The 25,467-nt window shown below is 65.0% G+C and carries 32 protein-coding genes and 1 pseudogene; all 33 read right to left on the reverse strand.

Annotated elements, in window-relative coordinates; genetic code table 11:
* Positions 1-126 precede the first annotated feature (126 nt).
* The 33 genes and pseudogenes from F9K20_RS05240 to rpoC all read right to left on the reverse strand — a co-directional run bounded on the left by F9K20_RS05240 (position 127) and on the right by rpoC (position 25,311).
* A complete protein-coding gene (locus F9K20_RS05240; protein ID WP_290998179.1) occupies positions 127-1,194 on the reverse strand; it encodes an NAD-dependent epimerase/dehydratase family protein in 1,068 nt (355 codons plus the stop codon).
* Between the two features lie 106 nt (positions 1,195-1,300).
* Positions 1,301-1,729 carry a 50S ribosomal protein L17 gene (gene rplQ / locus F9K20_RS05245; RefSeq protein ID WP_290998182.1) on the reverse strand — a complete coding sequence of 143 codons (429 nt, stop codon included), beginning with the start codon at positions 1,727-1,729 and terminating at the stop codon, positions 1,301-1,303.
* A gap of 130 nt (positions 1,730-1,859) precedes the next feature.
* Positions 1,860-2,882 carry a DNA-directed RNA polymerase subunit alpha gene (locus F9K20_RS05250; RefSeq protein WP_290998473.1) on the reverse strand — a complete coding sequence of 341 codons (1,023 nt, stop codon included), beginning with the start codon at positions 2,880-2,882 and terminating at the stop codon, positions 1,860-1,862.
* Positions 2,883-3,007: 125 nt separating this feature from the next.
* Positions 3,008-3,415 (reverse strand): 30S ribosomal protein S11, encoded by a 408-nt coding sequence (gene rpsK / locus F9K20_RS05255; RefSeq protein ID WP_290998185.1) that lies wholly within the window; start codon positions 3,413-3,415, stop codon positions 3,008-3,010.
* A gap of 95 nt (positions 3,416-3,510) precedes the next feature.
* Positions 3,511-3,882 carry a 30S ribosomal protein S13 gene (gene rpsM, locus F9K20_RS05260; RefSeq protein WP_290998188.1) on the reverse strand — a complete coding sequence of 124 codons (372 nt, stop codon included), beginning with the start codon at positions 3,880-3,882 and terminating at the stop codon, positions 3,511-3,513.
* Between the two features lie 201 nt (positions 3,883-4,083).
* Entirely contained in the window at positions 4,084-4,743 is a 660-nt protein-coding gene (locus F9K20_RS05265; RefSeq protein WP_290998190.1) for an adenylate kinase, read from the reverse strand.
* Positions 4,740-6,095 carry a preprotein translocase subunit SecY gene (gene secY / locus F9K20_RS05270; protein WP_290998192.1) on the reverse strand — a complete coding sequence of 452 codons (1,356 nt, stop codon included), beginning with the start codon at positions 6,093-6,095 and terminating at the stop codon, positions 4,740-4,742. Before secY ends, F9K20_RS05265 begins: the two co-directional genes overlap by 4 nt.
* A 146-nt stretch (positions 6,096-6,241) precedes the next feature.
* Positions 6,242-6,799, reverse strand: coding sequence for a 50S ribosomal protein L15 (gene rplO / locus F9K20_RS05275; RefSeq protein ID WP_290998194.1), 558 nt, complete (start codon positions 6,797-6,799; stop codon positions 6,242-6,244).
* Between the two features lie 14 nt (positions 6,800-6,813).
* Positions 6,814-7,017 (reverse strand): 50S ribosomal protein L30, encoded by a 204-nt coding sequence (rpmD, locus tag F9K20_RS05280; protein WP_290998196.1) that lies wholly within the window; start codon positions 7,015-7,017, stop codon positions 6,814-6,816.
* Positions 7,018-7,055: 38 nt separating this feature from the next.
* Positions 7,056-7,631, reverse strand: a complete 576-nt coding sequence (gene rpsE, locus F9K20_RS05285; protein WP_290998199.1) for a 30S ribosomal protein S5 — start codon at positions 7,629-7,631, stop codon at positions 7,056-7,058.
* A gap of 15 nt (positions 7,632-7,646) precedes the next feature.
* Positions 7,647-8,015 (reverse strand): 50S ribosomal protein L18, encoded by a 369-nt coding sequence (gene rplR / locus F9K20_RS05290; RefSeq protein WP_290998202.1) that lies wholly within the window; start codon positions 8,013-8,015, stop codon positions 7,647-7,649.
* 11 nt (positions 8,016-8,026) lie between these two features.
* Positions 8,027-8,569 (reverse strand): 50S ribosomal protein L6, encoded by a 543-nt coding sequence (gene rplF, locus F9K20_RS05295; protein WP_290998205.1) that lies wholly within the window; start codon positions 8,567-8,569, stop codon positions 8,027-8,029.
* A 47-nt stretch (positions 8,570-8,616) separates the two neighbouring features.
* On the reverse strand, positions 8,617-9,015 hold the full coding sequence (gene rpsH, locus F9K20_RS05300; RefSeq protein ID WP_290998207.1) for a 30S ribosomal protein S8: 399 nt from the start codon (positions 9,013-9,015) through the stop codon (positions 8,617-8,619).
* 13 nt (positions 9,016-9,028) lie between these two features.
* Positions 9,029-9,334 carry a 30S ribosomal protein S14 gene (gene rpsN, locus F9K20_RS05305; RefSeq protein WP_290998209.1) on the reverse strand — a complete coding sequence of 102 codons (306 nt, stop codon included), beginning with the start codon at positions 9,332-9,334 and terminating at the stop codon, positions 9,029-9,031.
* 41 nt (positions 9,335-9,375) lie between these two features.
* The gene (gene rplE / locus F9K20_RS05310) at positions 9,376-10,062 is read right to left on the reverse strand and encodes a 50S ribosomal protein L5 (RefSeq protein ID WP_290998210.1); all 687 of its coding nucleotides are present in this window, start codon (positions 10,060-10,062) and stop codon (positions 9,376-9,378) included.
* A gap of 6 nt (positions 10,063-10,068) precedes the next feature.
* On the reverse strand, positions 10,069-10,392 hold the full coding sequence (gene rplX, locus F9K20_RS05315) for a 50S ribosomal protein L24 (RefSeq protein ID WP_290998213.1): 324 nt from the start codon (positions 10,390-10,392) through the stop codon (positions 10,069-10,071).
* Positions 10,392-10,760 (reverse strand): 50S ribosomal protein L14, encoded by a 369-nt coding sequence (gene rplN, locus F9K20_RS05320; RefSeq protein WP_290998215.1) that lies wholly within the window; start codon positions 10,758-10,760, stop codon positions 10,392-10,394. Before rplN ends, rplX begins: the two co-directional genes overlap by 1 nt.
* 84 nt (positions 10,761-10,844) lie before the next feature.
* Entirely contained in the window at positions 10,845-11,081 is a 237-nt protein-coding gene (gene rpsQ / locus F9K20_RS05325) for a 30S ribosomal protein S17 (RefSeq protein WP_290998217.1), read from the reverse strand.
* Positions 11,082-11,086: 5 nt separating this feature from the next.
* Positions 11,087-11,302, reverse strand: a complete 216-nt coding sequence (gene rpmC / locus F9K20_RS05330; RefSeq protein WP_290998219.1) for a 50S ribosomal protein L29 — start codon at positions 11,300-11,302, stop codon at positions 11,087-11,089.
* Between the two features lie 30 nt (positions 11,303-11,332).
* Positions 11,333-11,743 carry a 50S ribosomal protein L16 gene (gene rplP / locus F9K20_RS05335; protein ID WP_290998222.1) on the reverse strand — a complete coding sequence of 137 codons (411 nt, stop codon included), beginning with the start codon at positions 11,741-11,743 and terminating at the stop codon, positions 11,333-11,335.
* 33 nt (positions 11,744-11,776) lie between these two features.
* Positions 11,777-12,580, reverse strand: a complete 804-nt coding sequence (gene rpsC / locus F9K20_RS05340; RefSeq protein ID WP_290998225.1) for a 30S ribosomal protein S3 — start codon at positions 12,578-12,580, stop codon at positions 11,777-11,779.
* A gap of 149 nt (positions 12,581-12,729) precedes the next feature.
* Positions 12,730-13,092: pseudogene (gene rplV, locus F9K20_RS05345) on the reverse strand (50S ribosomal protein L22); the annotation flags it as partial.
* 17 nt (positions 13,093-13,109) lie between these two features.
* A complete protein-coding gene (gene rpsS, locus F9K20_RS05350; RefSeq protein WP_290998228.1) occupies positions 13,110-13,391 on the reverse strand; it encodes a 30S ribosomal protein S19 in 282 nt (93 codons plus the stop codon).
* A gap of 24 nt (positions 13,392-13,415) precedes the next feature.
* Positions 13,416-14,240, reverse strand: coding sequence for a 50S ribosomal protein L2 (gene rplB, locus F9K20_RS05355; RefSeq protein ID WP_290998231.1), 825 nt, complete (start codon positions 14,238-14,240; stop codon positions 13,416-13,418).
* A gap of 10 nt (positions 14,241-14,250) precedes the next feature.
* Complete coding sequence (locus F9K20_RS05360; RefSeq protein ID WP_290998234.1) at positions 14,251-14,544, reverse strand: 50S ribosomal protein L23; 294 nt, start codon at positions 14,542-14,544, stop codon at positions 14,251-14,253.
* A complete protein-coding gene (gene rplD, locus F9K20_RS05365) occupies positions 14,541-15,200 on the reverse strand; it encodes a 50S ribosomal protein L4 (RefSeq protein WP_290998237.1) in 660 nt (219 codons plus the stop codon). Before rplD ends, F9K20_RS05360 begins: the two co-directional genes overlap by 4 nt.
* Positions 15,200-15,916, reverse strand: coding sequence for a 50S ribosomal protein L3 (rplC, locus tag F9K20_RS05370; RefSeq protein WP_290998240.1), 717 nt, complete (start codon positions 15,914-15,916; stop codon positions 15,200-15,202). Before rplC ends, rplD begins: the two co-directional genes overlap by 1 nt.
* Positions 15,917-15,977: 61 nt before the next feature.
* Positions 15,978-16,286 carry a 30S ribosomal protein S10 gene (gene rpsJ / locus F9K20_RS05375; RefSeq protein WP_072377406.1) on the reverse strand — a complete coding sequence of 103 codons (309 nt, stop codon included), beginning with the start codon at positions 16,284-16,286 and terminating at the stop codon, positions 15,978-15,980.
* Positions 16,287-16,348: 62 nt separating this feature from the next.
* On the reverse strand, positions 16,349-17,539 hold the full coding sequence (gene tuf, locus F9K20_RS05380; protein WP_290998245.1) for an elongation factor Tu: 1,191 nt from the start codon (positions 17,537-17,539) through the stop codon (positions 16,349-16,351).
* Between the two features lie 92 nt (positions 17,540-17,631).
* The gene (gene fusA, locus F9K20_RS05385) at positions 17,632-19,722 is read right to left on the reverse strand and encodes an elongation factor G (protein WP_290998249.1); all 2,091 of its coding nucleotides are present in this window, start codon (positions 19,720-19,722) and stop codon (positions 17,632-17,634) included.
* Positions 19,723-19,743: 21 nt separating this feature from the next.
* A complete protein-coding gene (gene rpsG / locus F9K20_RS05390; protein WP_290998252.1) occupies positions 19,744-20,214 on the reverse strand; it encodes a 30S ribosomal protein S7 in 471 nt (156 codons plus the stop codon).
* A 97-nt stretch (positions 20,215-20,311) separates the two neighbouring features.
* Positions 20,312-20,683: a 30S ribosomal protein S12 gene (gene rpsL / locus F9K20_RS05395; RefSeq protein ID WP_290998255.1), complete on the reverse strand. Its 372-nt coding sequence runs from the start codon at positions 20,681-20,683 to the stop codon at positions 20,312-20,314.
* 407 nt (positions 20,684-21,090) lie between these two features.
* Entirely contained in the window at positions 21,091-25,311 is a 4,221-nt protein-coding gene (rpoC, locus tag F9K20_RS05400) for a DNA-directed RNA polymerase subunit beta' (protein WP_290998258.1), read from the reverse strand.
* Positions 25,312-25,467: the final 156 nt, after the last annotated feature.

The following is a 25,467-nucleotide window of genomic DNA, read 5'->3' on the forward strand; positions in this document are numbered from 1 at the left end:
GTTATGTCGGTTGGGATACCGCCCCATTCCAGGAGACGGCTCCCGCGGCAGAATTAGCATAGCGCCGGGCATGATGGTTGCTCCCGTGACGAAGCCTGCTGAAACGCCCCATGCGGCCGCATTGCTTCAAATGACCTGCAGCGCCCGCAAGCTGGCGGCCGCAGAGGTGACGGCCTCCTGCGGCGAGCGGAACGTCTGCCCCAGCACCCTGTGCGCCTTGGCGTTGGTGACGGGACGCGGAAAGCCGAGGTCGGGGAGCACCGCCTTGAGCCGCACATCGACCAGGGCCAGGGCGCGAACGGCCAAATCGGGCAGCTCGCCACGCGGCACCTTCTTGGCCAGATCCGGCAGCGTCTGCTTGATCAACTGGCCGATTTCGAACAGGCGCAAGAACCCATTGGCCGACAGAAAGCGCTGCCCTGCGGCGGCGGGATTCGTCATCGCCAGTGCGTGGGTCACCGCCACATCACGCACGTCGCTGATGGGAAAGCCGATCTTGGGCGCCGCCGGATAGGCTCCCGTGCCCATCAAGCGAATGACCTCGTGCGAGGTGGAGAGATCGGCGTCCGGAGCCGGCCCGAGGACGAAGGCGGGATTGACGACCGTCAGCTCCGGCACCCCTGGAGTATTCGTGACGAAGTCCCAGGCCGCGCGCTCGGCCAGCGTCTTGGATACGACATACGATGTCACGTCGGGGCGATCGGGGTTGCTCCAATCGGTCTCGTCGAACACGTGCCCCGGGGCCGCCTCCGGCCACGGCAGCGTGATGGCGACGATCGAGGAGGTAAGCACCACGCGCTTGACCCCCGCCCCGGCGGCGGCTTTCAGCACCCGCACGGCGCCCTCGCGCGCCGGCCTGATCACTTCCTCGGGGTCTTTGGGAGTCTTGAGCGGAAAGGGGGAGGCGACGTGCAGCACATACGTGCACCCCTGCATCGCCTTGTCCCAGCCCTCGTCATCGAGCAGGTCCGCAGGATAGAACTTGATGTCACCCGCCGTTGCGCCGGCGTTGCCGATCGCGCGCCAGGTTTCCTCCTCGCGCGCGAGGTCACGCAGGGTAGCCTGCACCGCGTAGCCCTGGCGTATGAGCTCGGCGATGCAGTGCTTGGCGATGAAGCCCGAGGCTCCCGTGACCAGAACCTTCTCACCCGCCATCGGCACCTCCCAGCGCCCGTACCCAACCGGTGGCAGCATCAGGGCGCGCAGCCGGGTACCTGGGCACCACGGCACCCAGTGCTGCCCGCAGAATGCTTAGCGGTCAGCTAGCGATTAGGCCAGTGGCGAGGCGTACCGGCGCCGATCACGATTCCGCTTGGGCTGCTGCCACGGCCGCCTCGTGCCGCTCGCGGTCTTCCTTGCCCTTGATCGAGGTATCGCGGTCCACGAGCTCGATAACGGCGCGCGGAGCACTATCGCCGTAGCGGAAGCCCGCCTTCAGCACGCGCGTATAGCCGCCCGCCCGATCCTTGTAGCGCGGGGCGAGCGTGTCGAAGAGCTTCTTGACCATGTCCTCATCGCGCAAACGGCTGGCTGCCAGCCGGCGCGAGTTGAGGTCGCCACGCTTGGCGAGCGTGATGTACTTGTCCATCACGCGCTTGAGGTCCTTGGCCTTCGGCAGCGTCGTCACGATCTGCTCGTGCTTGATCAGCGCTGCCGCCATGTTGGAGAACATGGCCTGGCGGTGACCACTGTCGCGGCTGAACCGCCGCCCCAGCTTCTTGTGTCGCATCGTCTTTCCCTTTCGTTGTGCAATGGGGGGTTCTGCGGCCCCGCCTTGTTGCGAAGAGTGAGTAGCGAAGAGCGAGTAGTGAACGGAGGGAAGGCGAACTATTCGCTATTCGCCACTCCCTATTCGCGGCTTAATACTGGTCCTCGAAGCGCTTGGCCAGCTCCTCGATGTTGTCCGGCGGCCAGTTCGGCACTTCCATACCGAGGTGCAGCCCCATGGAGGCGAGCACCTCTTTGATCTCGTTCAGCGACTTGCGCCCGAAGTTCGGCGTGCGCAGCATCTCCGCCTCGGTCTTCTGGATGAGGTCGCCGATGTAGACGATGTTGTCGTTCTTCAAGCAGTTGGCCGAGCGCACCGACAGCTCGAGCTCGTCGACCTTCTTGAGCAGGGCGGCGTTGAAGGCCAGCTCCGGGTGACGCGCCTCCTCGACGGCCTTCTTCGGCTCCTCGAAGTTGATGAACACGGCGAGCTGGTCCTGCAGGATGCGCGCGGCGAGCGCGATGGCATCCTCTGGCTTCACCGAGCCGTCGGTCTCGACCGTCATGGTCAGCTTGTCGTAGTCGAGGATCTGGCCCTCGCGCGTGTTCTCGACCTTGTAGGAGACCTTCTTCACCGGGCTGTAGAGGCTGTCGACCGGGATGAGGCCGATCGGAGCGTCCTCCGGCCGATTGCGCTCGGCGGCGACGTAGCCCTTGCCCATGTCGGCGGTGAATTCCATGCGGATGGCGGCACCCTGATCGAGGGTGCAGATCACGTGCTCGGGGTTCAAGATCTCGACGTCGGCGCCGGCCTCGATGTCCTTGGCGCGCACCGGGCCGCCGCCTTCCTTCTTCAGCACCATGCGCTTCACGCCTTCGGAGTGAATGCGCAGCGCGATCTCCTTGATGTTGAGGATGATGTTGGTCACATCCTCGCGCACCGAGGGGATCGAGGAGAACTCGTGCAGCACGCCGTCGATCTGCACCGTCTTGATAGCAGCGCCCTGCAGTGACGACAGGAGCACACGGCGCAGGGCGTTGCCGAGCGTCATGCCGAAGCCGCGCTCCAGCGGCTCCGCCACCACGGTGGCGATCCGGCTGCGGTCGCGGCCGGCGGCCACGTCGAGCTTGTTCGGCTTGATCAGGTCTTGCCAATTCTTCTGCAGAACGTTCACCACGGGGAGCCTCGCTACGTAACGTCTGCGTCCGGGACGCGCAGACGAAGGGGATACTGGTCATGCGTCGCACGCCAACGCGGAGCGACGCGCGGGGCGGAAAGATCCTCGCCCCGCTGGAGAAATCAGACGCGGCGGCGCTTGCGCGGCCGGCAACCGTTGTGCGGAATGGGCGTCACGTCGCGGATCGAGGTGATCTGGAAGCCGACTGCCTGCAGGGCACGCAGCGCCGATTCACGACCGGAGCCCGGACCGCAGACCTCGACCTCGAGGATCTTCATGCCGTGCTCCTGCGCCTTGCGGCCCGCGTCCTCGGCGGCGACCTGGGCGGCGTACGGCGTCGACTTGCGGGAGCCCTTGAAGCCCTTGGTGCCCGACGACGACCAGGCGATGGTGTTGCCCTGCGCGTCGGTGATGGTGATCATGGTGTTGTTGAACGATGCGTTGACGTGCGCAACGCCCGACGTGATGTTCTTCTTCTCGCGGCGGCGCACTTTGGCGCGTCCTGCGGGGGCAGTCGTCTCTTTGGCCATCCGTCAATTCTCCAGGGGCCGGCCGGCGGCCCGTCATGCGATATGCGTTAGAAGCGAATTGGGACAGGCCCTGCGCCCGCCCCCGAATAGGTGCGTCAGGCCTTCTTCTTGCCGGCGATCGGCTTTGCGGGGCCCTTGCGGGTGCGCGCGTTGGTGTGGGTGCGCTGGCCGCGGACGGGAAGCCCCTTGCGGTGGCGCAGGCCGCGGTAGCAGCCGAGGTCCATGAGGCGCTTGATGTTGGTGATGACCTCGCGGCGCAGATCGCCTTCGACGAGATAGTCGCGGTCGATCGTCTCGCGGATCTGCAGCACCTCGGCGTCGGTCAGCTGCTGTACGCGCCGCTCGGCCGGAATGCCGACCTTGGTGCAGATGTCCTTGGCAAACTTGGGACCAATGCCGTGAATATACTGCAGCGCGATGACAACGCGCTTCTGCGTCGGAATGTTGACGCCTGCGATACGGGCCACACGTCTCTCCTGAGGTATCGATTGCCGCCGGCAGAAGCACTCCGCCCCCGGTGCGGCATGCCGCTGCTCTAGTGTTCCTGCGCCAAAAACGCACCTCTCCAGCCCGTCTGTCGGCAGACCGGATGCTTGTGAAGGTGCGTTAAGAACGGGGTGTTGTAGCGGAGCAATAGGCCCCCGTCAATTGGCCCGATAATGGTTTTTTTAGGGTGCGGCGAGAGTGTTCAGAACACCGTCCACTTGCGCCGCCACGTCGGCGATCGGGGCCATTCCGTCGACCGAATGCAGCTTGCCCTTGGCGAAGTAGTAGCCGATCAGCGGGGCGGTTTCCCGGTAGTAGGCCATCAGGCGGTTCTTCACCGTCTCGGGGTTGTCGTCGGGGCGCCGGATGAAATCCTTACCCCCGCAGCGGTCGCATACCCCCTCGACCTTCGGCTTGCAGCTCGTGTCGTGGTAGCTGGCGCCGCAGTTGGCGCACACATAGCGTCCCGAGATGCGGTCGATGAGTGCCGCGTCGTTTACCTTCAGCTCGATCACGGCGTCGATTTTCTTGCCCTGCGAGGTGAGCAGCTCGTCGAGCGCCGCCGCCTGCTTCAGGGTGCGCGGAAAGCCGTCGAGGATGAAGCCCTCGGCGCAGTCGGGGAGCGCGATGCGCTCGGCGATGATCTTGATCACCACGTGATCGGGGACGAGACCGCCGGCCTCCATGATGACGCTGGCCTCCTGCCCGACCGGCGTGCCGGCCTTGACCGCCTGCCGCAGCATGTCGCCGGTAGAAAGCTGGATGAGTCCCCGTTTCTTGGCGATCCCCTCCGCTTGCGTCCCTTTGCCGGCTCCTGGTGGACCCAGCAGGATCAGATTCATCTCCGTCCTCGTCCCGTCGCGCCTCTGAGCTTGGCCTTTTTGATAAGGCCTTCATACTGGTGCGCAAGCAGATGGCTCTGCACCTGAGCCACGGTGTCCATGGTCACGCTCACCGCGATGAGCAGCGAGGTGCCGCCAAAGTAGAACGGCACGGCGGCGTAGGAAATTAGTATTTCCGGTAACACGCAGACGGCGGCCAGGTAGAGGGCGCCGACGACGGTGATGCGCGTGAGGACATAGTCGATGTACTCCGCCGTCTTCTCGCCCGGACGGATGCCGGGCAGGAACCCGCCGTATTTGCGCAGGTTGTCGGCCGTCTCCTTGGGATTGAACACGACTGCCGTGTAGAAGAAGGCGAAGAAGATGATCAGCGCCACGTACAGCAGGATGTGCAGCGGCTGGCCGCTGCCCAGCGCCGCGGTTATCTCGTTCAGCCACTGCGGTCCCTGACCGGCCGTGAATTGCGCGGCGGTGATCGGCAGCAACAGCAGCGAGGAGGCGAAGATCGGCGGGATGACGCCGGCGGAATTGAGCTTCAAGGGCAGGTGCGAGGAATCGCCCTGGAACATGCGGTTGCCGACCTGGCGCTTCGGGTACTGGATCAGCAGGCGGCGCTGGGCGCGCTCCATGAACACGATGGCGCCAACGACGAACAGCATCAGCGCCAGGAGGGCGAGCAGCAGGCCGACCGAAAGCGAGCCGGTGCGCGCGAGCTCGAACAGTCCGACCATGGCCGACGGCAAGCCGGCGACGATGCCGGCGAAGATGATGAGCGAGATGCCGTTACCGACGCCGCGCTGCGTAATCTGCTCGCCGAGCCACATCAGGAACAGCGTGCCGCCAACCAGGGTGATGACGGTGGTGATGCGGAAGAACCAGCCGGGATCGATGACCACCGGTCCCGCCGCGCTGTGCGATCCCTCGAGGCCGATGGCGATGCCGTAGGCCTGGAAGGCGGCGAGAACGACGGTTAGATAGCGCGTGTATTGATTGATCTGCTTGCGCCCCTGCTCGCCTTCCTTCTTCAGGGCCTCGAGCTTCGGCGACATCGAGCTCATGAGCTGCATGATGATCGATGCCGAGATGTAGGGCATGATGTTGAGGGCGAAGATCGCCATGCGTTCGACGGCGCCACCGGCGAACATGTTGAACATGCCGAGGATGCCGGAGGCATTGGCGCTGAACGTCTGCGCGAAGGCGGTCGGATTGATGCCGGGCAGCGGGATGAAGGTGCCGAAGCGATAGACGATGAGCGCGCCCAGCGTGAAATAGATGCGACGCTTGAGGTCTTCTGCTTTGGCGAAGGCGCCGAAGTTCAGATTGGCTGCAAGCTGCTCGGCAGCGGATACCATGGTTCGTCTCTCCCGACCTTCGCGCCCGTAGCGGCGGGCCGCCCTGGGGATGTCCCCTCGCCTAAGATGGGAGCCCGTCCCGGGTGCGGCAACGCCGCTAAATTATTACCGCCCATCAGGCAGATCGGCGGCTATTTGCGCCAAGGCTATTCCTCGCTGCTGTCCCCTGCGGGTTTCTTCGTCGTGCTAGTGCTCTTCTTGGCAGCCGATTTCTTGCGCTTCGCCTCGTCGGCGGCGAGCACCTTCTTTTCGATGAGCTTGATCGAGCCGCCGGCCTTCTCGATCGCCGCCTTGGCGGTGCCGGAGGCATGGTCGACGGTGAGAGTGAGCTTGGCCGTAATCTCGCCCGAGCCGAGGAGGCGCAGGCCGTCCTTGGGGCGGCGCACGATGCCAGCGGCGACGAGAGCCTCGATGTCGACCGGCTTGCCGGCGTCGAGACGCTTGTCGTCGATCGCCTGCTGCAGAGCGCCGACGTTGACCTCGTTGTAATCCTTGCGGCGCCACTTGTTGAAGCCGCGCTTCGGCAGGCGGCGGTGGAGCGGCATCTGGCCGCCCTCGAAGCCGCCGATGGCGACGCCGGTACGGGCCGTCTGACCCTTGCCGCCGCGGCCGCCGGTCTTGCCGATGCCGGAGCCGATACCGCGGCCGATGCGCACGCGCTCCTTCCGCGAGCCGTGCTTGTCTTTGATCTCGTTGAGCCGCATCGGACCCTAGCTCCTCAGGATTTCTTCGCCACCGGCGCATCGACGATGCGCACCAGGTGGGGGATCGAGTTGATCATGCCGCGAATGGTCGGAGTGTCCTCCAGCGTGCGCGTGCGGTGCAGCTTGTCGAGACCGAGGCCGCGCAGCGTCTTGGTCTGGACGGCAGGCCGGCGATTGGCGCTGGCGATCTGCTCGACGGTGATGGTCTTCTTGGCCATGTCACTTCATTCCTTGCCTATGCCGGGTGCGCGCCGGATCACGCCTCGGCAGCAGTCTCGCCGGCGGCCGAGCCGTCGCGGCGGCGCGACACGATCTCGCTCACCTTCTTATTGCGGCGAGCGGCGACGGCACGCGGATTCTCCTGATGCTTGAGGGCGTCGAACGTGGCGCGCACCACGTTGTAGGGGTTGGTGCTGCCCAGCGACTTGGCGACGACATCGTGCACGCCGAGCATCTCGAACACGGCGCGCATGGCGCCGCCGGCGATGATGCCCGTACCGGCGGGTGCCGAGCGCAGCACCACCTTGCCGGCGCCGTGGCGACCCTCGCTGTCGTGGTGCAGCGTGCGCGCGTCGCGCAGCGGCACGCGAACGAGCGAGCGCTTGGCCGCTTCCGTCGCCTTGCGGATCGCTTCCGGCACCTCGCGCGCCTTGCCGTGCCCGAAGCCGACGCGGCCCTTGAGGTCGCCCACGACCACCAGCGCGGCGAAGCCGAAGCGCTTGCCGCCCTTCACGACCTTGGCGACGCGATTGATGTGAACGAGCTTCTCGGTGAACTCGCTATCACGCTCTTCGCGATCGCGACCGCGGTCTCTTCCTTGGGGACGTGCCACGTTGCAATCCTCTTCCTAAAAGTTCAGGCCGCCTTCGCGCGCGGCATCGGCCAGCGCCTTCACGCGGCCGTGGTAGATGTAGCCGCCACGATCGAAGACGACGTCCTTGACGCCAGCCTTGATGGCGCGTTCGGCAATGAGCTTACCCACGGCGGCTGCCGCGGCTTTGTCGGCGCCGGTCTTCAGCGTCGACTTGAGATCCTTGTCGAGGGTCGAGGCCGCCGCAACGGTCTTGCCCGCCGCGTCGTCGATCACCTGCACGTAGATGTGCTTCGACGAGCGGTGCACGGAAAGACGCGGGCGATCCGTCGCATTCGCCTTCAAGGCGCGGCGGACGCGCGACTTGCGCCGATCGAACAGTTTATTGAGCGCGGTGATAGCCATAGCTGGCGTCCTTACTTCTTCTTGCCTTCCTTGCGGAAGATGTATTCGCCCTGATAGCGGATGCCCTTGCCCTGGTAGGGCTCCGGCGGCCGCGAGGCGCGGATGTTGGCCGCCACCTGCCCGACGAGTTGCCGGTCGATCCCGGAGACGGTGATGATCTCCTGCTTGGCGCCGGACACCTTCACCTCGACGCCGGCGGGGATCTTGTGCACCACGTCGTGGCTGAAGCCGATGTTGAGCTGCAGCTGATCCTTGCCCTTCATGGCGGCGCGGAAGCCGATGCCCTGAATTTCCAGCGTACGCGAGTACCCGTTGGTGACGCCGCCCATCAGGTTCGAGATCATGGTGCGCGACATGCCCCACATGGAGCGCGCCATCTTGGTCTCATCGAGCGGCGTGACCTCGATGCCCTCGGCCGACTTCTCGACCTTGATCTTGTCGGGAACCGTGAAGGAAAGCTCGCCCTTCGGCCCCTTGACCTTGACCTCTCGCCCGCTGACCGTCGCCGTCACATTGGACGGGACCGGGACTGCTCTCTTGCCGATACGTGACATGGTCGTTCCAAAGCCTTGTTGCGAGCCCGCCGAGCGCGAGCCGCAGATTAGAAGATTGAGCAGAGAATCTCTCCGCCGACGTTCTGCTCGCGCGCCTTAGAGTCGGACATGACACCCTTCGGCGTCGAAAGGATCGCGACACCAAGCCCGTTGGCGACGGTGGGCAGATCGCGCACCGGCGAGTAGACGCGCCGACCCGGCGTCGACACCCGCTTGATCTCGCGAATGGCGGGCTGCCCGTTGTAGTACTTGAGCTCGATTTCGAAGGTCGGCAGCGCGCCCTTCTGCTCGACGCGCGCGTAGCCGCGAATGTAGCCCTCCTCCTCGAGCACGTCGAGGACGCGCGCGCGAATGCTGGAGGCCGGCGTGACGACTTTCGGGCGCCGCCGCATTTGAGCGTTGCGGATGCGGGTCAGCATGTCGCCCAAGGGATCGTTCATGGACATTCTTCTTGCTCCCTTACCAGCTCGACTTGACCATGCCGGGAATGAGGCCCTGGCTCGCCAGATCGCGAAGCTGGTTGCGGCACATTCTGAGCTTGCGGTAATAGCCGCGCGCGCGACCGGTGAGCTCGCAGCGGTTGCGGATGCGCGTCGGCGAGGAGTTGCGCGGCATCTCGGCCAGCTTGATGCGCGCCGCGAAACGCTCTTCCGCCGGACGCTTCAAGTCGTTGGCGATCGCCTTCAGGCGCTTGCGCTTCTCGGCCTTCTGGGCCGACAGCTGCCGCCGCCTGTTGTTCTTCTCTACCGAGCTCGTCTTAGCCATCTAAATCCTCCAAAGGCCTTTCGGGCTGATCCCGAGGTCCTCTAGCTGCGAAACGGGAAGTTGAAGCCACGCAGAAGCTCGCGGGCCTCCTCGTCGGATTTCGCCGACGTACATACGATGATGTCCATGCCCCAGATCTGGTCGACTTTGTCGTAGTCGATCTCAGGGAACACGATGTGCTCCTTCAAGCCGCAGGCATAGTTGCCGCGGCCGTCGAAGCTCTTCGGGTTGAGACCGCGGAAGTCCTTGACGCGCGGCAGCGCGATGGTGACGAAGCGGTCGAGGAACTCGTACATGCGGTCTCCGCGCAGCGTCACCTTGGCGCCGATCGGCATGCCCTCGCGCAGCTTGTAGGTGGCGATGGCCTTGCGCGAGCGCGTCTGCACGGGACGCTGGCCGGCAATGAGGGCGAGGTCGCCGGCGGCACTGTCCACCTTCTTGCGGTCGTTGACCGCCTCGCCGACACCCATGTTGAGCACGATCTTCTCGATCTTCGGCACCTGCATGTTGTTCTTGTACTCGAACTTCTTCTGCAGGGCCTCGCGCACCACCTTCTCGTAGTGCGCTTTCATGCGCGGCTTGTAGTCCTTCGGACGCGGGGCAGCAGGCGCCCGCGGCTCCTTGGAAGCCGCCGCCTTCTTGTCGCCCTGCTTGGCGCCCTTGGCCTTCTGCGGCGCGCCCTCCTTGGGGGCGCCAGCGGCCTTCGCGGGTTTCTCTTTGTCAGCCATGGCTCATTATCTCTCCGGAATGACTTCGCCCGAGCGCTTGGCGAAGCGAACCTTCTTGCCGTCGTCGAGGAACTTGAAGCCGATGCGGCTCGGCTTGCCGTCCTTGGGATCCTCGAGCGCCAGGTTGGAAATGTGAATTGGCGCTTCCTTGGAAACGATGCCGCCTTCCTGCGCGGCGGTCTGCTTCTGGTGGCGACGCACGACGTTGACGCCACGCACGATCGCCCGCTGCTCCTTGGGCAGCATCTCGACGACCTCGCCGTGCTTGCCCTTGTCGCGGCCGGCGATCACGATGACGTGGTCGCCCTTCTTGATCTTGAGCGATGCCATCACAGCACCTCCGGAGCGAGCGATACGATCTTCATGTGGTTCTTGGCCCTCAGCTCGCGCGTGACCGGTCCGAAGATGCGGGTGCCGACCGGCTCGCCCTGCGCGTTGATCAGCACCGCGGCGTTGCGGTCGAAGCGGATCAGCGAGCCGTCGGGACGGCGCACGCCCTTGGCGGTGCGCACCACGACGGCCTTCATCACCTGGCCCTTCTTCACGCGACCCTTCGGAATGGCTTCCTTGACCGAGACGACGATGGTGTCGCCGACGGTCGCGTACTTGCGCTTCGAGCCGCCCAGCACCTTGATGCACTGAACGCGGCGCGCGCCCGAATTGTCGGCGACGTCGAGATTGGTCTCCATCTGGATCATCGCGCTCGTCCTTTCCAACTTCCGCCCGCAGGCGGACCTTCATCCTTCGGCGAGCCCCGGCGCCCGCCCATCCCCGAGGTGGCCTCAACCGGCCTCGGTCAAAACCACCCAGCGCTTATTCTTCGAGATCGGCGCGCTTTCGACGATCTCGACGCGATCCCCGATCTTGAACGCGTTCTTCTCGTCGTGGGCGTGGTACTTCTTCGTGCGGCGCACGGTCTTCTTGAACAGCGGATGCGTGTAGCGACGCTCCACCTCGACCACCACCGTCTTGTCGTTCTTGTCAGAGACGACCACGCCCTGCAGCACGCGTTTCGGCATTCCAGTTACTCCTTCGCAGCGCTTTTGGCGCCGCCGGCACGCCGCGCACGCGCGACGGTCAGCAAGCGGGCGATGTCGCGACGCACCGCGCGCACGCGCGAGGTGTTCTCGAGCTGGCCGGAAGCCCGCTGGAAGCGCAGGTTGAACTGCTCCTTCTTGAGCTTCTGCAGCTGGTCATCCAGCTGGTCGAGAGTCATGTCTCGAAACCCGTCCGCCTTCATCGCCTTAGTTCCTCGTCCAATCCCTTAAGCTCAGCCAAGCCGCGTCACGATACGCGTCTTGATCGGCAGCTTCGCTGCCCCGAGCACCAATGCCTCGCGCGCCACCTGATCCGGCACGCCGTCGAGTTCGAACATGATGCGGCCCGGCTTGACGCGCGCGCACCACAGCTCGGGCGAGCCCTTGCCCGAGCCCATGCGCACTTCCGCCGGCTTCTTCGTCACCGGCAGATCCGGGAAGACGCGGATCCACACGCGGCCGGCGCGCTTCATGTGGCGCGTGATGGCGCGGCGGGCGGCCTCGATCTGGCGCGCGGTGACGCGCTCGGGCTCAACTGCCTTCAACCCGTGCGAGCCGAAGTTGAGCGCCGTGCCGCCCTTGGCGGCGCCATGAATGCGGCCCTTGAAGGCCTTGCGGTACTTGGTGCGTTTCGGTTGCAACATGTCTTGTCGTCCCTGTCAGCGCTCAACGCTGCCTCACGCCTTCTCTGCGCCGTCGCCCTCGGGGGCCGCAGCCGGTGTCTCACGGCGCTCGCGACGCTCGCCGCGATCACCACGATCGCCCCTGTCGCGGTCGCCGTCACGGCGCGGGCGCCCGCCGCCGCCGCTCTCCTGCAGCTCGGTCGCGCGCTTTTCGGCGGCCATGGGGTCGTGCTCCATGATCTCGCCTTTGAAGATCCACACCTTGATGCCGATGACACCGTAGGCGGTGCGGGCGACGCCGTAGCCGAAATCGATGTCGGCGCGCAGGGTGTGCAGCGGCACGCGGCCCTCGCGGTACCACTCCGTGCGCGCGATCTCGGCGCCGCCCAGACGGCCGGCGACGTTGATGCGGATGCCGAGGGCGCCGAGCCGCAGCGCCGACTGCACGGCGCGCTTCATGGCGCGGCGGAAGGCGACGCGGCGCTCGAGCTGCTGCGCGATGGTCTCGGCGACCAGCGTGGCGTCGATCTCCGGCTTGCGGATCTCGACGATGTTGAGGTGCACTTCCGAGTTGGTGAAGCGGGCGAGCTGGCCGCGCAGCTTTTCGATATCCGCGCCCTTCTTGCCGATCAGCACGCCGGGGCGCGCCGTGTGCACCGTAACGCGGCACTTCTTGTGCGGGCGTTCGATGACGACCTTGGCGATGCCGGCCTGGCGGCGCTGCTGCATGATGTGATCACGCATGCGCATGTCCTCGTGCAGCAACCGCCCGTACTCCCCGCGGCCGGCGAACCAGCGGCTGTCCCAGGTGCGGTTGACGCCGACGCGCAGGCCGACCGGATTGACCTTCTGACCCATTATGCAGTCTCCTTGGCGGCCGGCTTCGCCTTGCCGCCCTTCTTGGCTGACGCAGCCGGCTTCTTTGCACCGCCCTTGGCTTCCTTGGCGGACTTGCCGGCAGGCTTCGACCTCTTCTTCACCTTGGCCTCACCTTCCTCGTCCGACTTCTGGCGGACGATGACGGTGATCTGCGAGAACGGCTTCATGATCGAAGAGGCGCGGCCGCGACCACGGGCAGCGAAGCGGCGCATGATCAGGTTCTTGCCGACAAAGGCCTCCGAGACGACGAGCTCGTTGACGTCGAGGCCGTGGTTGTTCTCGGCATTGGCCACGGCCGACATCACGCACTTGCGCACGTCCTGCGCGATGCGCTTGCGCGAGAATTCGAGGTCGGCCAGCGCGGTATCGACCGCCTTGCCGCGGATGAGACCGGCGACAAGGTTCAGCTTGCGCGGCGAAACCCGGAGGTTTCTCGCCACGGCCTGTGCCTCGCTGTCGGAGAGGCTGCGCTCGCGTTTGGGCTTGCCCATAATACTTCGCCTTAGCCTTATCTGCCTTTGGTCGCTTTCTTGTCGCCGCCGTGCCCATGGAACATCCGGGTCGGAGCGAACTCACCGAACTTGTGGCCGATCATGTCCTCGGTCACGGCGACCGGAACGTGCTTCTGCCCGTTGTGCACGCCGAACGTCAGGCCGACGAACTGCGGCAGGATCGTCGAGCGGCGGCTCCACATCTTGATGATCTCGTTGCGGCCCGACGAGCGCACCTTCTCCGCCTTCTTGAGAAGATAGCCGTCGACGAACGGGCCTTTCCAAACTGCACGTGCCATAGTCTGTCTCCTCGCAGCCGCCGGTTACTTCTTCTTCGCCTGACGGCTACGGATGATGTACTTGTCGGTCGACTTGTTCTTGCGTGTCTTGGCACCCTTCGTGGGTTTGCCCCACGGCGTCGCCCAGTGCTTGCCGCCCTTGGTGCGGCCGCCGTTCGGGTGATCGATCGGGTTCATGGCGATCGAGCGCACGGTCGGGCGACGGCCCTGCCAGCGCGTGCGCCCGGCCTTGCCCGTCACCTCGTTCGAGTGGTCGGGGTTCGAAACCGCGCCGATGGTCGCCATGCACTCGGCGCGCACGCGACGCGTCTCGCCCGAGTTCAGCTTCAGCACGGCCCAACCGGCGTCGCGGCCAACGAGCTGCACGAAGGAGCCGGCGGAGCGAGCCAGCTTGCCGCCGCCGCGCGGCTTCAGCTCCACGTTGTGCACGATGGTGCCGATCGGCATGCCGGCGAGCGGCATGGCATTGCCCGGCTTCACGTCCACTTTTTCGCCGGCAACGACTTGGTCGCCGACGGCCAGGCGCTGCGGCGCCAGAATATAGGCGAGTTCCCCGTCCTGGTACTTGATGAGGGCGATGAACGCGGTGCGGTTGGGATCGTACTCGATGCGTTCGACCTTGGCCGGGGCGTCGAAGCGCCGGCGGCGGAAGTCGACGAGACGATACGACCGCTTGTGGCCGCCGCCGATGTGGCGCGTCGTGATGCGGCCATCGTTGTTGCGGCCGCCGGTCTTCGACTTGCCTTCGACGAGGACCTTGATCGGCGCCCCTTTCCAGAGCTGCGCGCGATCGACCAGCACCAGATGGCGCAGGCCGGGAGAGGTCGGACGGAATGTCTTCAGTGCCATGGTCGTTTCCTCACAGGCCCGTCGCGATGTCGATGTGGTGGCCCTCGACCAGCGTCACGATCGCCTTCTTGGCGTCGCTCTGCAGCGCGCGGTGACCGCGGAAGGTCTTCAGCTTGCCCTTGCGGACCAGCGTGTTCACGGCTTTCACCTTGACCTTGAACAGGGTCTCGACGGCCGCCTTGATCTCCGACTTCGTCGCCTTCGGGGCGACGTTGAAGATGACCTGGTTGGCTTCCGAAACGAGCGTCGACTTCTCGGTGATGACCGGAGAAACGATGACGTCGTAGGCGCTGCGCTTGCTCATCGCTTGCTCCCCTCGGCGTTGGCGCCGTTCGCCGCGCCGGCAAAGCGCTCCTCGAGCGCCGCGATGGCGGCCTTGGTCAGCACCAGCTTCTGCCGGCGCAGGATGTCGTAGACGTTGATGCCCTGCACCGGGAGCACGTCGATGTTCGGCAGGTTGCGCGCCGCGCGCACAAAATCCGACTGCAGCTCGGCGCCGTCGATGATCAGCGCGTTGGTCCACTCAAGCTTGGTGAACTGATCGCGCAGGCCAGCTGTCTTGCCGTCCTTCGATTCCGCCTTGTCGAGCACCACGATCTCGCCCGCCTGGGCCTTCGCCGACAGGGCGTGGCGCAGGGCGAGCGCGCGCACCTTCTTCGGCAGCTCGATGGCATGGTCGCGCGGCTTGGGACCGAAGGCCTTGCCGCCGCCGCGCCACTGCGGAACCGACTTGTCGCCGTGGCGGGCGCTGCCGGTGCCCTTCTGCTTGTACATCTTCTTGCCCGTGACGTTCACCTCGGAACGGTCCTGGGCATGATGCGTGCCGGCGCGCCGCTTCAGGAGCTGGTAGCGGACCATGCGCTGGATGAGGTCGGGGCGCGGCTTCAAACCGAAGATCGCCTCGGGGAGCTCGACCGTGCCGGCCTTGGCGGCCGCGAGCGTGGTGACATCGGCTTTCATCACGCTTGCTCCTTCGCCTGAGTGGCCTCGCCCGAAGCGCCGCGCGACTTGAAGGCGCCGGGACGCGGCGCATCCTTGTGCGGCTGCTTGAGGACGGCATCGCGCACCAGCACCCAGCCGCCCTTGGAACCCGGGACAGCGCCGCGCACCATCAGAAGGCCCCGGTCGACGTCGGTCTTGACGACGACGAGGTTCTGCGTCGTCACCCGCTCCGAGCCCATGTGGCCGGCCATCTTCTTGCCTTTGAACACCTTGCCGGGGTCCTGGCGCTGGCCGGTAGAACCGTGGCTGCGGTGGCTGAGCGACACGCCGTGCGTGGCTCTGAGGCCGCCGAAGTTCCAGCGCTTCATGGCGCCCTGGAAGCCCTTGCCCTGGTTGGTGCCCGTCACGTCGACGAACTGGCCAGGGACGAAGTGGTCGGCGGTGATCTGGGCACCCACCTCGATGATGTTCTCGGGGCTGACCCGGAACTCGACGAGCTTGCGCTTCGGCTCGACCTTGGCGACGGCGAAGTTCTGCCGGTCGGCCTTGGTGAGGCGCGAGGGCTTGCGGGTGCCGGCACCGAGCTGCAGCGCGGTGTAGCCGTTCTTGTCGTTGGTGCGATGACCGACAACCTGCACGTTGTCGAGCTTCAGCACGGTCACCGGGATGTGCTCCCCGGCGTCCGTGAAGATGCGGGTCATGCCCACCTTCTGTGCAATCACTCCGGAACGCATGAGAGCATTCCTTCCTTCTCAATTCCCGGTGCCTGGCGACTACCGCCGGCCCGAATTGCCCTTAGAGCTTGATCTCGACGTCGACACCGGCCGCCAGGTCGAGCTTCATCAGCGCGTCGACCGTCTGCGGCGTGGGGTCGACGATGTCGAGAAGGCGCTTATGGGTGCGCATCTCGAACTGATCGCGACTCTTCTTGTCGATGTGCGGAGACCGGTTGACGGTGAACCGCTCGAACCGCGTCGGCAACGGAATGGGTCCGCGCACCTCCGCGCCGGTGCGCTTCGCCGTGTTGACGATCTCCCGCGTCGAGGCATCGAGGATTCGATGGTCGAATGCCTTGAGCCGGATGCGAATGTTCTGGCCGTTCATGTCCCGCACTCTTTCAAAAGAAAGAAGCGCCCGGCGGCCGAGCGCTCTTTCACTTGCTTGCCCTACTCGACGATCTTGGCGACGACGCCCGAACCGACCGTGCGGCCGCCCTCGCGGATAGCGAAGCGCAGCTTCTCCTCCATGGCGATCGGCGTAATCAGCTCGACGTCGATCGTCACGTTGTCGCCCGGCATCACCATCTCGGTGCCCGCCGGCAGCGTCACCACGCCCGTCACGTCGGTCGTGCGGAAGTAGAACTGCGGCCGGTAGTTGGTGAAGAACGGCGTGTGGCGCCCGCCTTCCTCCTTGGTGAGGATGTAGGCTTCCGCCTTGAACTTCTTGTGCGGCTTGACGGAGCCGGGTTTGCACAGCACCTGGCCGCGCTCCACGGCTTCCTTGTCGATACCGCGCAAGAGGCAGCCGACGTTGTCGCCGGCCTGGCCCTGGTCGAGCAGCTTGCGGAACATCTCGACGCCGGTGACGGTCGATTTCTGCGTGTCCTTGATGCCGACGATCTCGACTTCCTCGCCGACCTTGACGACGCCGCGCTCGATACGGCCGGTGACGACGGTGCCGCGGCCAGAGATCGAGAACACGTCCTCGATCGGCATCAGGAACGGCTGGTCGATCGGACGCTCGGGCTGCGGGATCGACTCATCGACTGCCTTCATGAGCTCGAGGATGGCGTTCTTGCCGATCTCGGGCTTCTTGTCCTCGAGCGCCATCAGAGCCGAGCCCTTGACGATCGGAATGGTGTCGCCGGGGAACTCGTAGGACGAGAGCAGCTCGCGCACTTCCATCTCGACGAGGTCGATCAGCTCTTGGTCGTCGACCATGTCGACCTTGTTGAGAAACACGACGAGCGCGGGAACGCCGACCTGGCGGGCGAGCAGGATGTGCTCGCGGGTCTGCGGCATCGGGCCGTCAGCGGCCGAGACGACGAGGATGGCGCCGTCCATCTGCGCGGCGCCCGTGATCATGTTCTTCACGTAGTCGGCGTGACCAGGGCAGTCGACGTGCGCGTAGTGGCGCTTGTCGGTCTCGTACTCGACGTGCGCGGTCGAGATGGTGATGCCGCGCTCGCGCTCCTCGGGAGCCTTGTCGATCTGGTCGTAAGCGGTGTACTGCGCCTTGCCCTGCTCGGCGAGGACCTTCGTGATCGCGGCCGTCAAAGACGTCTTGCCGTGATCGACGTGGCCGATCGTGCCGATGTTGCAGTGCGGCTTGGTCCGCTCGAATTTTGCCTTGGCCATCGTGGCTCTCCACTTCAGTTGTCGGTCCCCGTGAGGACCGGGTCTTCGTTACAAGGGGCGCCTTTCGGCGTGCCCTATCCCTGTTGTCGTTCTCAGGCGTACTTGGCCTTCACCTCGTCCGCCACGTTGCGCGGCACGTCCGCATAGTGGGCGAACTGCATGGTGTAGGAAGCACGACCCTGGCTCATGGACCGCAGCTGGCTCACGTAGCCGAACATGTTGGCGAGCGGCACGTAGGCGCGGATGACGGTGGCGTTGCCGCGCATCTCCTGATTGCGGATCTGACCGCGGCGGCTGTTGATGTCGCCGATGACACTGCCGACGAAGTCGCCCGGTGTCACCACCTCGACGTCCATCACCGGCTCCAGGAGCTTCACGCCGGCCTTGTCGCAGCCTTCCTTCATCGCCGAGCGCGAGGCGATCTCGAAGGCGATGGCGGACGAGTCCACCTCGTGGAAGGCGCCGTCATAGAGCGTAACCTTAGTGTCGACCATCGGGAAGCCGATGAGGACGCCGTTCTCCCACACCGAGTTGATGCCCTTCTCGACGCCCGGAATGTACTCCTTCGGCACCGTGCCGCCGACGATCTCCGACTCGAACTCGTTGCCCTTGCCGGTCTCATTCGGCTCGATCTTGAGCTTGACGCGGGCGAACTGGCCGGTGCCGCCCGTCTGCTTCTTGTGCGTGTAGTCGACGTCGGTGGCGCGCACGAGGGTCTCGCGGTACGCGACCTGCGGGGCGCCGACGTTGGCTTCGACGCCATAGGTGCGCTTCAGGATGTCGACCTTGATGTCGAGGTGAAGCTCGCCCATGCCCTTGAGGATGGTCTCGCCCGACTCCTGGTCGACGGAGACGCGGAACGAGGGATCCTCGATCGCCATGGTCGACAGCGCCATCGACATCTTCTCTTGGTCGGCCTTGGTCTTGGGCTCGATCTTCATTTCGATGACGGGGTTGGGGAACTCCATCTTCTCGAGCAGCACCGGCTTGTTTGGATCGCTTAGCGTCTCGCCGGTGCGCGTGTCCTTGAGGCCCGAGAGGGCGACGATGTCGCCGGCGTAGGCTTCCTTGATCTCCTCGCGGTCGGCGGCATGCATCAGGTACATGCGCCCGACGCGCTCCTTCTTGTCGCGCGTGGTGTTGGTCAGCGCCATGCCGCTCTGGATCTTGCCCGAGTAGATGCGGCAGAAGGTAATTGAGCCGACGTGCTCGAAGCTCATGATCTTGAAGGCCAGCAGCGATAGCGGCTCCTCGTCGATCGGCTTGCGCAACAGCGGCTCGCCGGTCTTAGGATCGATGCCCTTGAACGCCTCGCGATCGGCAGGCGATGGCAGGAAGTCGACGACGGCGTCGAGCAGCGGCTGCACGCCCTTGTTCTTGAAGGCCGAGCCGCACATCATCGGATAGAAGGCGGTAGTGATCGTCGCCTTGCGGATCAGCTTGCGCAGCGTCTCCTCGTCGGGCTCCTTGCCCTCGAGGTAGCCTTCCATCGCGGCATCGTCCATCTCGACGGCGGCCTCGATCATCGCGGCGCGATACTCGGCGGCCCTGTCCTTGAGGTCGTCAGGAATCTCCTTCTCGACCATCTTGGCGTCTTTGCCGTCGCCATCCCAGACGTAGGCCTTCATCTTGATGAGGTCGACGACGCCGGCAAACGAGCTCTCGGCACCGATCGGGAGCTGGATGGGCACCGGACGCGCGCCCAGCTTCTCCTTGATGTCGCTGACGCACATGTAGAAGTCGGCGCCGGTCTTATCCATCTTGTTGGCGAAGATGATGCGCGGCACGCCGTACTTGTCGCCCTGCCGCCAGACGGTCTCGGTCTGCGGCTCGACGCCCTGGTTCGAGTCGAGCACGCACACGGCGCCGTCGAGCACGCGCAAGCTACGCTCCACCTCGATGGTGAAGTCGACGTGGCCTGGGGTGTCGATGATGTTCAGACGGCGCATGCGCCCTTCGCGACCCGGCCAGAAGCAGGTCGTCGCGGCCGAGGTGATGGTGATGCCGCGCTCGGCTTCCTGCTCCATGAAGTCCATGGTCGCGGCGCCGTCGTGCACCTCGCCGATCTTGTAGGACTTGCCGGTGTAGTAGAGGATCCGCTCGGTCGTCGTCGTCTTTCCGGCATCGATGTGGGCCATGATGCCGAAATTGCGGTAGTCCTTGATGTCGTATTCGCGGGCCATTCTCTCAGCGCTCCGATCCGATCACCAGCGGTAATGGGAGAAGGCGCGGTTCGCCTCCGCCATCTTGTGCGTGTCTTCCCGCTTCTTGACCGCCGTGCCCCGGTTGTTGGCGGCATCCAACAGTTCGCCCGACAGCCGATCGACCATCGTGTTCTCGTTCCGCGCCCGCGCCGCGGTAATCAGCCAGCGGATGGCCAGCGCCTGACGGCGCTCGGGTCGCACCTCGACCGGCACCTGGTAGGTGGCGCCGCCGACGCGCCGCGAGCGCACCTCGACCGCCGGCATCACGTTGTCGAGCGCGGCGCGGAAGAGCTGCACCGGGTCCGACTTCGCCTTCTGCTCCATGCGCTCGAAGGCGCCGTAAACGATACGCTCGGCGACCGACTTCTTGCCCTGCTCCATCACCGCGTTCATGAACTTGGTGATGACGACCTCGCCGAACTTCGGGTCCGGATTGACCACTCGCTTGTCGGCACTGTGACGACGGGACATTGCTCTTCAGCCCTTCGCTTCGCTTCTCTCAATGACAATGGGCCGACTTACCGGCCCATGGTTCCCGCGTTCTGCGGGACAGACCGCCGCAAGGCGGTCACTTCGGTCTCTTGGCTCCGTACTTGGAGCGGCGCTGCTTACGATCGGCGACGCCTTGGGTGTCGAGCACGCCGCGGATGATGTGGTAGCGGACGCCGGGGAGGTCTTTGACGCGGCCGCCGCGGATGAGCACGACGGAGTGCTCCTGCAGGTTATGGCCTTCGCCGGGGATGTAGCCGATCACCTCGAAACCGTTGGTGAGGCGGATCTTGGCGACCTTGCGCAGCGCCGAGTTCGGCTTCTTCGGCGTCGTGGTGTAGACGCGCGTGCACACGCCACGCTTCTGCGGGCACGATTCCATGTGGCGCGACTTCTCGCGGTACGTCTTCTGAACCCGGGGTTTCCGGATCAACTGTTGTATCGTCGGCATGCGCCTCTTCCGTCCACGCTTGCCCGGCTGACGCGTGCGCCAAACCGAACCTGCCAAGCCCACACCCCCGAAGGCGTGTGCCCGGCACGAAAAAACCAGAGGATCATGCGTGCTCGGCGAGAGCCGCAGATCTTGGTCCGAATTTGTCCTCTGCTTTGCGACGGTAGCGTCTAGGTCAAGGCATCCGGAATGAAAGGATGCGAAATTGTCCTACCGCCTACCGTGAGAGTGCGAGACCTATATACAGCCCGCGGAATCCGGTCAACACCTGCCAACCGCCCGCGGAGACAATTTTTTACGACGACCGGCCACCCCCCAAAATGCCGTTCGGCTTGCCGCTCCATCAAGAAGAAGAAGAGCGCGGCCGCGAGCTGCGACCGCGCTCCCCTTAATGCCTGGCAATCGCCTTATTCCACGGCCTCCTCGGCGGTGCGCCGACGACGCCGCACCGGACCGGCTCCGGGACCGGCCAGCGCCTTCTCGGCATCGACCTTGGCCTGCTCCCGCGCAATGAGCTCGTCGCGCTTTGCGGCGATCTTGCGCAGGCGGCGCAGCGCACCACCCGTGCCCGCCGGGATGAGGCGGCCGACGATGACGTTCTCCTTGAGGCCCTCGAGGGTGTCGACCTTGCCGTTGACGGCGGCATCGGTGAGCACGCGCGTGGTCTCCTGGAACGAGGCCGCCGAGATGAACGAGCGGGTCTGCAGCGAAGCCTTGGTGATACCGAGCAGCACGGGGCTCGCCGTCGCCGGCTTCTTGCCGGCCTCGACCGCCGCCGCGTTCACCTCGTCGAGCTCCACCCGGTCGAGCTGCTCGCCCTTGATCAGGTCCGTCTCGCCGGTATCGGTCACTTCCACCTTCTGCAGCATCTGGCGAACGATCACCTCGATGTGCTTGTCGTTGATGGTCACGCCCTGCAGACGGTAGACGTCCTGGATCTCGTTGATCAGGTAGTTGGCGAGCTCCTCCACGCCCTTGATCGCCAGGATGTCGTGCGGTGCCGGATGGCCGTCGTAGACGAAGTCACCACGCTCGATGCGGTCACCGTGTTGCACCGCCAAGCTCTTGCCGCGCGGGATGAGGTACTCGACGGGCTCGACATTGGCATCATCCGGCTTGATGGTGATGCGCTGCTTGTTCTTGTAGTCCTTGCCGAACTCGACCGTGCCCGAAACTTCCGCGATGATCGCGTGGTCCTTGGGGCGGCGCGCCTCGAACAGCTCGGCGACGCGCGGCAGACCGCCGGTGATGTCGCCCGAGCGCGCCGACGAGGTCGGGATACGCGCCAGCACGTCACCCGCCTTGACGTCCTGCCCCGGCTCCACCGACAGAATGGCGTCGACGGGGAGCAGGTAGCGGGCATCGCCGCCGCGCGCCACCTTGATGGGCTTGCCCTTGCCGTCCTTGACGACAATGGCAGGCTTCAGGTCGGCTGAACGCGGCGAGGCACGCCAATCGACGATGACGCGATTGGTGGTGCCCTTCATCTCGTCCGTCTGCTCGCGCACCGAGGCGCCCTCGATGAGATCCTCGAAGTCCACCTTGCCGTTCACCTCCGTGAGGATGGGGCGGGTGTAGGGATCCCACTGGGCGAGCTTGGTGCCGCGCTTGACGGCATCGCCTTCCTTGACGTGCACGCGGGCGCCGTACTGCACCTTATGTGTTGCCAGCTCCTTGCCACTCTGGTCGACGATGACGATCGACATCGTGCGGCTCATAGCGACCTCGCGGCCCTGGCTGTCTTTGACGACAGCCGGGTTCTTGAGCTTCACGGCGCCGTTGAAGTTCGACTCGATGAACGAGCTATCGACCAGGTTCGCCGTGCCGCCAATGTGGAACGTGCGCATCGTGAGCTGGGTGCCCGGCTCGCCGATCGACTGCGCGGCAATGACACCCACTGCCTCGCCGATGTTGACGGGCGTGCCGCGAGCGAGATCGCGCCCGTAGCACTTGGCGCACACGCCGGTGACCGTATCGCAGGTCAGCACCGAGCGGATGCGCACTTCCTGCACCTGCGCCTTCTCGATCGCCTCAGCGTGCCGCTCCTCGATGAGCTCGCCGGTCTTGACGAGCACCATCTTGCGGTTGGCGGGATCGACGATGTCCTCGGCGGCCGTGCGACCGAGCACGCGGTTGGCGAGCGAGACGATAACCTGTCCCGCGTCCACCACGGCCTGGACGCTGATGCCCTTCTCGGTGCCGCAATCCTCTTCCGAGATGATCGCGTCTTGGGCAACGTCGACGAGACGCCGCGTCAGGTAACCGGAGTTGGCCGTCTTCAAAGCGGTGTCGGCGAGACCCTTGCGGGCGCCGTGCGTCGAGTTGAAGTACTCGAGCACGCTCAGGCCCTCCTTGAAGTTGGAGATGATCGGCGTCTCGATGATCTCGCCCGACGGTTTGGTCATCAGGCCGCGCATGCCGGCGAGCTGCTTCATCTGCGCCGGCGAGCCGCGGGCACCCGAGTGGCTCATCATGTAGACGGAGTTGATCGGCTTCTCGCGGCCGGCCTTGTCCTTCTGCACCGAGGAGATGCGCTCCATCATCTCCTTGGCGATCTGATCGGTGCACTTCGACCAGGCGTCGACGACCTTGTTGTACTTCTCGAGCTGCGTGATGAGGCCGTCGTTATACTGCTGCTCGAACTCGCGCACCATTTCCGTCGTCTGGCCGACGATCTTGGCCTTGGAATCCGGGATCTGCATGTCGTCCTTGCCGAACGAGATGCCGGCCTTGAACGCGTGCTTGAAGCCCAGCGCCATGATCTGGTCGCAGAAGATCACCGTCTCCTTCTGACCGCAGTTGCGGTAGACGGCATCGATCATGCTGGAGATGGCCTTCTTGGTAAGCAGCTGATTGACGAGCGCCGGCCTCACGCCCGGCTTCTTTGGCAGCAGCTCGGCGAGGATCATGCGGCCCGGGGTAGTGTCGAGAACCTCGATCACCTCGTTGCCGTTCTCGTCCATCGTCGTGAAGCGACCCTTGACCTTGGCGTGCAGGCTGACGGCACCTGCTTCCAGAGCGTGGCGTGCCTCGGAGACGGATCCGAGCAGCATGCCCTCGCCGGGCTCGTTGTCGCGCACGATCGACAGGTAATAGAGGCCGAGCACGATGTCCTGCGACGGCACGATGATGGGCGAGCCGTTAGCCGGGTGCAGAATGTTGTTGGTCGACATCATGAGGACGCGCGCTTCGAGCTGCGCCTCGAGCGACAGCGGCACGTGCACGGCCATCTGGTCGCCGTCGAAGTCGGCGTTGAAGGCCGCGCAGACGAGCGGGTGCAGCTGGATCGCCTTGCCCTCGATCAGGGTCGGCTCGAAGGCCTGAATGCCGAGGCGGTGCAGCGTCGGTGCGCGGTTGAGCAGCACCGGGTGCTCGCGGATAACCTCATCGAGGATATCCCAGACCTCGCCCTTCTCCTTCTCGACCAGCTTCTTGGCCTGCTTCACGGTGGCCGCCTGCCCTTGCGCCTGCAGGCGGGCGTAGATGAACGGCTTGAACAGCTCAAGCGCCATTTTCTTCGGCAAGCCACACTGGTGCAGCTTGAGCTCCGGGCCGACCACGATCACCGAGCGCCCCGAATAGTCGACGCGCTTGCCGAGCAGGTTCTGGCGGAAGCGACCCTGCTTGCCCTTCAGCATGTCGGCGAGCGACTTCAGCGGACGCTTGTTGGCGCCGGTGATGACGCGGCCGCGGCGGCCGTTGTCGAACAGAGCGTCGACCGCCTCCTGCAGCATGCGCTTCTCGTTGCGGATGATGATGTCCGGCGCGCGCAGCTCCATCAGCCGCTTCAGTCGGTTGTTGCGGTTGATGACGCGGCGGTAGAGGTCGTTGAGGTCGGACGTGGCGAAGCGGCCGCCGTCGAGCGGCACCAGCGGGCGCAACTCGGGCGGAATGACCGGCACGACGGTGAGGATCATCCACTCGGGACGGTTGCCAGACTCCAGGAACGCCTCGATGACCTTCAGCCGCTTGCCGAGCTTCTTCGGCTTCAAGTCGGTCGTCGACTCGGCGATCTCCTGGCGCAGATCATCGCGGATCTTCGGCAAGTCCATGGCCGACAGCATCTCGCGAATGGCCTCGGCACCGATGCCGGCGGTGAAGCTGTCGGGCCCATGCTCGTCGAGCGCGCGGTTGTAGTCCTCCTCGCTGAGCAGCTGCTTCTCCTTGAAGGCGGTGATGCCCGGCTCGATGACGATGTAGTTCTCGAAGTAGAGAACGCGCTCGAGGTCCTTCAGCGGCATGTCGAGCAGCAGGCCGATGCGCGAGGGCAGCGACTTCAGGAACCAGATGTGGGCGACGGGCGCGGCGAGCTCGATGTGGCCCATGCGCTCGCGGCGCACCTTGGCGAGCGTCACCTCGACGCCGCACTTTTCGCAGATGAGGCCCTTGTACTTCATCCGCTTGTACTTGCCGCACAAGCACTCGTAGTCCTTGATCGGGCCGAAGATGCGCGCGCAGAACAGGCCGTCACGCTCGGGCTTGAACGTGCGATAGTTGATGGTCTCGGGCTTCTTAATCTCGCCGAACGACCACGACAGAATGTCGTCAGGACTCGCGATGGAGATCTTGATCTGGTCGAACGTCGGGAGCGGCGCTTGCGTCTTGAACAGGTTGGTAATCTCGTTCATCCGTCTCTCCATTCGGGGCGTGGCGGCGGGCCGCCCCGTGTCAAGCTTGCGAGGACTGGATCGCGGCGATCCTCGCAGAAAACGGGCTCTTGGCGTCGGCGAGCCCTGGATCCGTGTGCGCGTCTAACGCGCAGGTGCCCGGGGCCTTGAGGGCCC

Source organism: Hyphomicrobium sp. (assembly GCF_009026145.1).
GTDB lineage: Bacteria > Pseudomonadota > Alphaproteobacteria > Rhizobiales > Hyphomicrobiaceae > Hyphomicrobium_A.

What these genes read in the sequence shown, in the direction of transcription:
- rplB (WP_290998231.1), bottom strand. Translation starts at nt 14,240, where the DNA reads ATGGCACTGAAGACATTCCGTCCGACCTCTCCCGGCCTGCGCCATCTG.
- rpmC (WP_290998219.1), bottom strand. Translation starts at nt 11,302, where the DNA reads ATGAAGGCGGACGGGTTTCGAGACATGACTCTCGACCAGCTGGATGAC.
- fusA (WP_290998249.1), bottom strand. Translation starts at nt 19,722, where the DNA reads ATGGCCCGCGAATACGACATCAAGGACTACCGCAATTTCGGCATCATG.
- rplF (WP_290998205.1), bottom strand. Translation starts at nt 8,569, where the DNA reads ATGTCACGTATCGGCAAGAGAGCAGTCCCGGTCCCGTCCAATGTGACG.
- rpsK (WP_290998185.1), bottom strand. Translation starts at nt 3,415, where the DNA reads ATGGCCAAAGAGACGACTGCCCCCGCAGGACGCGCCAAAGTGCGCCGC.
- rplR (WP_290998202.1), bottom strand. Translation starts at nt 8,015, where the DNA reads ATGGCTATCACCGCGCTCAATAAACTGTTCGATCGGCGCAAGTCGCGC.
- F9K20_RS05360 (WP_290998234.1), bottom strand. Translation starts at nt 14,544, where the DNA reads ATGAGCAAGCGCAGCGCCTACGACGTCATCGTTTCTCCGGTCATCACC.
- secY (WP_290998192.1), bottom strand. Translation starts at nt 6,095, where the DNA reads ATGGTATCCGCTGCCGAGCAGCTTGCAGCCAATCTGAACTTCGGCGCC.
- F9K20_RS05240 (WP_290998179.1), bottom strand. Translation starts at nt 1,194, where the DNA reads ATGCTGCCACCGGTTGGGTACGGGCGCTGGGAGGTGCCGATGGCGGGT.
- rpsS (WP_290998228.1), bottom strand. Translation starts at nt 13,391, where the DNA reads ATGGCACGTGCAGTTTGGAAAGGCCCGTTCGTCGACGGCTATCTTCTC.
- rpsJ (WP_072377406.1), bottom strand. Translation starts at nt 16,286, where the DNA reads ATGAACGGCCAGAACATTCGCATCCGGCTCAAGGCATTCGACCATCGA.
- rplQ (WP_290998182.1), bottom strand. Translation starts at nt 1,729, where the DNA reads ATGCGACACAAGAAGCTGGGGCGGCGGTTCAGCCGCGACAGTGGTCAC.
- tuf (WP_290998245.1), bottom strand. Translation starts at nt 17,539, where the DNA reads ATGGCCAAGGCAAAATTCGAGCGGACCAAGCCGCACTGCAACATCGGC.
- rpsQ (WP_290998217.1), bottom strand. Translation starts at nt 11,081, where the DNA reads ATGCCGAAACGCGTGCTGCAGGGCGTGGTCGTCTCTGACAAGAACGAC.
- F9K20_RS05265 (WP_290998190.1), bottom strand. Translation starts at nt 4,743, where the DNA reads ATGAATCTGATCCTGCTGGGTCCACCAGGAGCCGGCAAAGGGACGCAA.
- rplD (WP_290998237.1), bottom strand. Translation starts at nt 15,200, where the DNA reads ATGAAAGCCGATGTCACCACGCTCGCGGCCGCCAAGGCCGGCACGGTC.
- rplE (WP_290998210.1), bottom strand. Translation starts at nt 10,062, where the DNA reads ATGGCTGACAAAGAGAAACCCGCGAAGGCCGCTGGCGCCCCCAAGGAG.
- rplC (WP_290998240.1), bottom strand. Translation starts at nt 15,916, where the DNA reads ATGCGTTCCGGAGTGATTGCACAGAAGGTGGGCATGACCCGCATCTTC.
- rplX (WP_290998213.1), bottom strand. Translation starts at nt 10,392, where the DNA reads ATGGCATCGCTCAAGATCAAGAAGGGCGACCACGTCATCGTGATCGCC.
- rpsN (WP_290998209.1), bottom strand. Translation starts at nt 9,334, where the DNA reads ATGGCTAAGACGAGCTCGGTAGAGAAGAACAACAGGCGGCGGCAGCTG.
- rplO (WP_290998194.1), bottom strand. Translation starts at nt 6,799, where the DNA reads ATGCGGCTCAACGAGATCAAAGACAAGCACGGCTCGCGGAAGGAGCGC.
- rplN (WP_290998215.1), bottom strand. Translation starts at nt 10,760, where the DNA reads ATGATCCAGATGGAGACCAATCTCGACGTCGCCGACAATTCGGGCGCG.
- rpsG (WP_290998252.1), bottom strand. Translation starts at nt 20,214, where the DNA reads ATGTCCCGTCGTCACAGTGCCGACAAGCGAGTGGTCAATCCGGACCCG.
- rpoC (WP_290998258.1), bottom strand. Translation starts at nt 25,311, where the DNA reads ATGAACGAGATTACCAACCTGTTCAAGACGCAAGCGCCGCTCCCGACG.
- rpsL (WP_290998255.1), bottom strand. Translation starts at nt 20,683, where the DNA reads ATGCCGACGATACAACAGTTGATCCGGAAACCCCGGGTTCAGAAGACG.
- rplP (WP_290998222.1), bottom strand. Translation starts at nt 11,743, where the DNA reads ATGTTGCAACCGAAACGCACCAAGTACCGCAAGGCCTTCAAGGGCCGC.
- rpsH (WP_290998207.1), bottom strand. Translation starts at nt 9,015, where the DNA reads ATGTCCATGAACGATCCCTTGGGCGACATGCTGACCCGCATCCGCAAC.
- rpmD (WP_290998196.1), bottom strand. Translation starts at nt 7,017, where the DNA reads ATGGCCAAGAAGACCATCACCGTCGAGCAGATCGCCAGCGCCAATCGC.
- rpsC (WP_290998225.1), bottom strand. Translation starts at nt 12,580, where the DNA reads ATGGGTCAGAAGGTCAATCCGGTCGGCCTGCGCGTCGGCGTCAACCGC.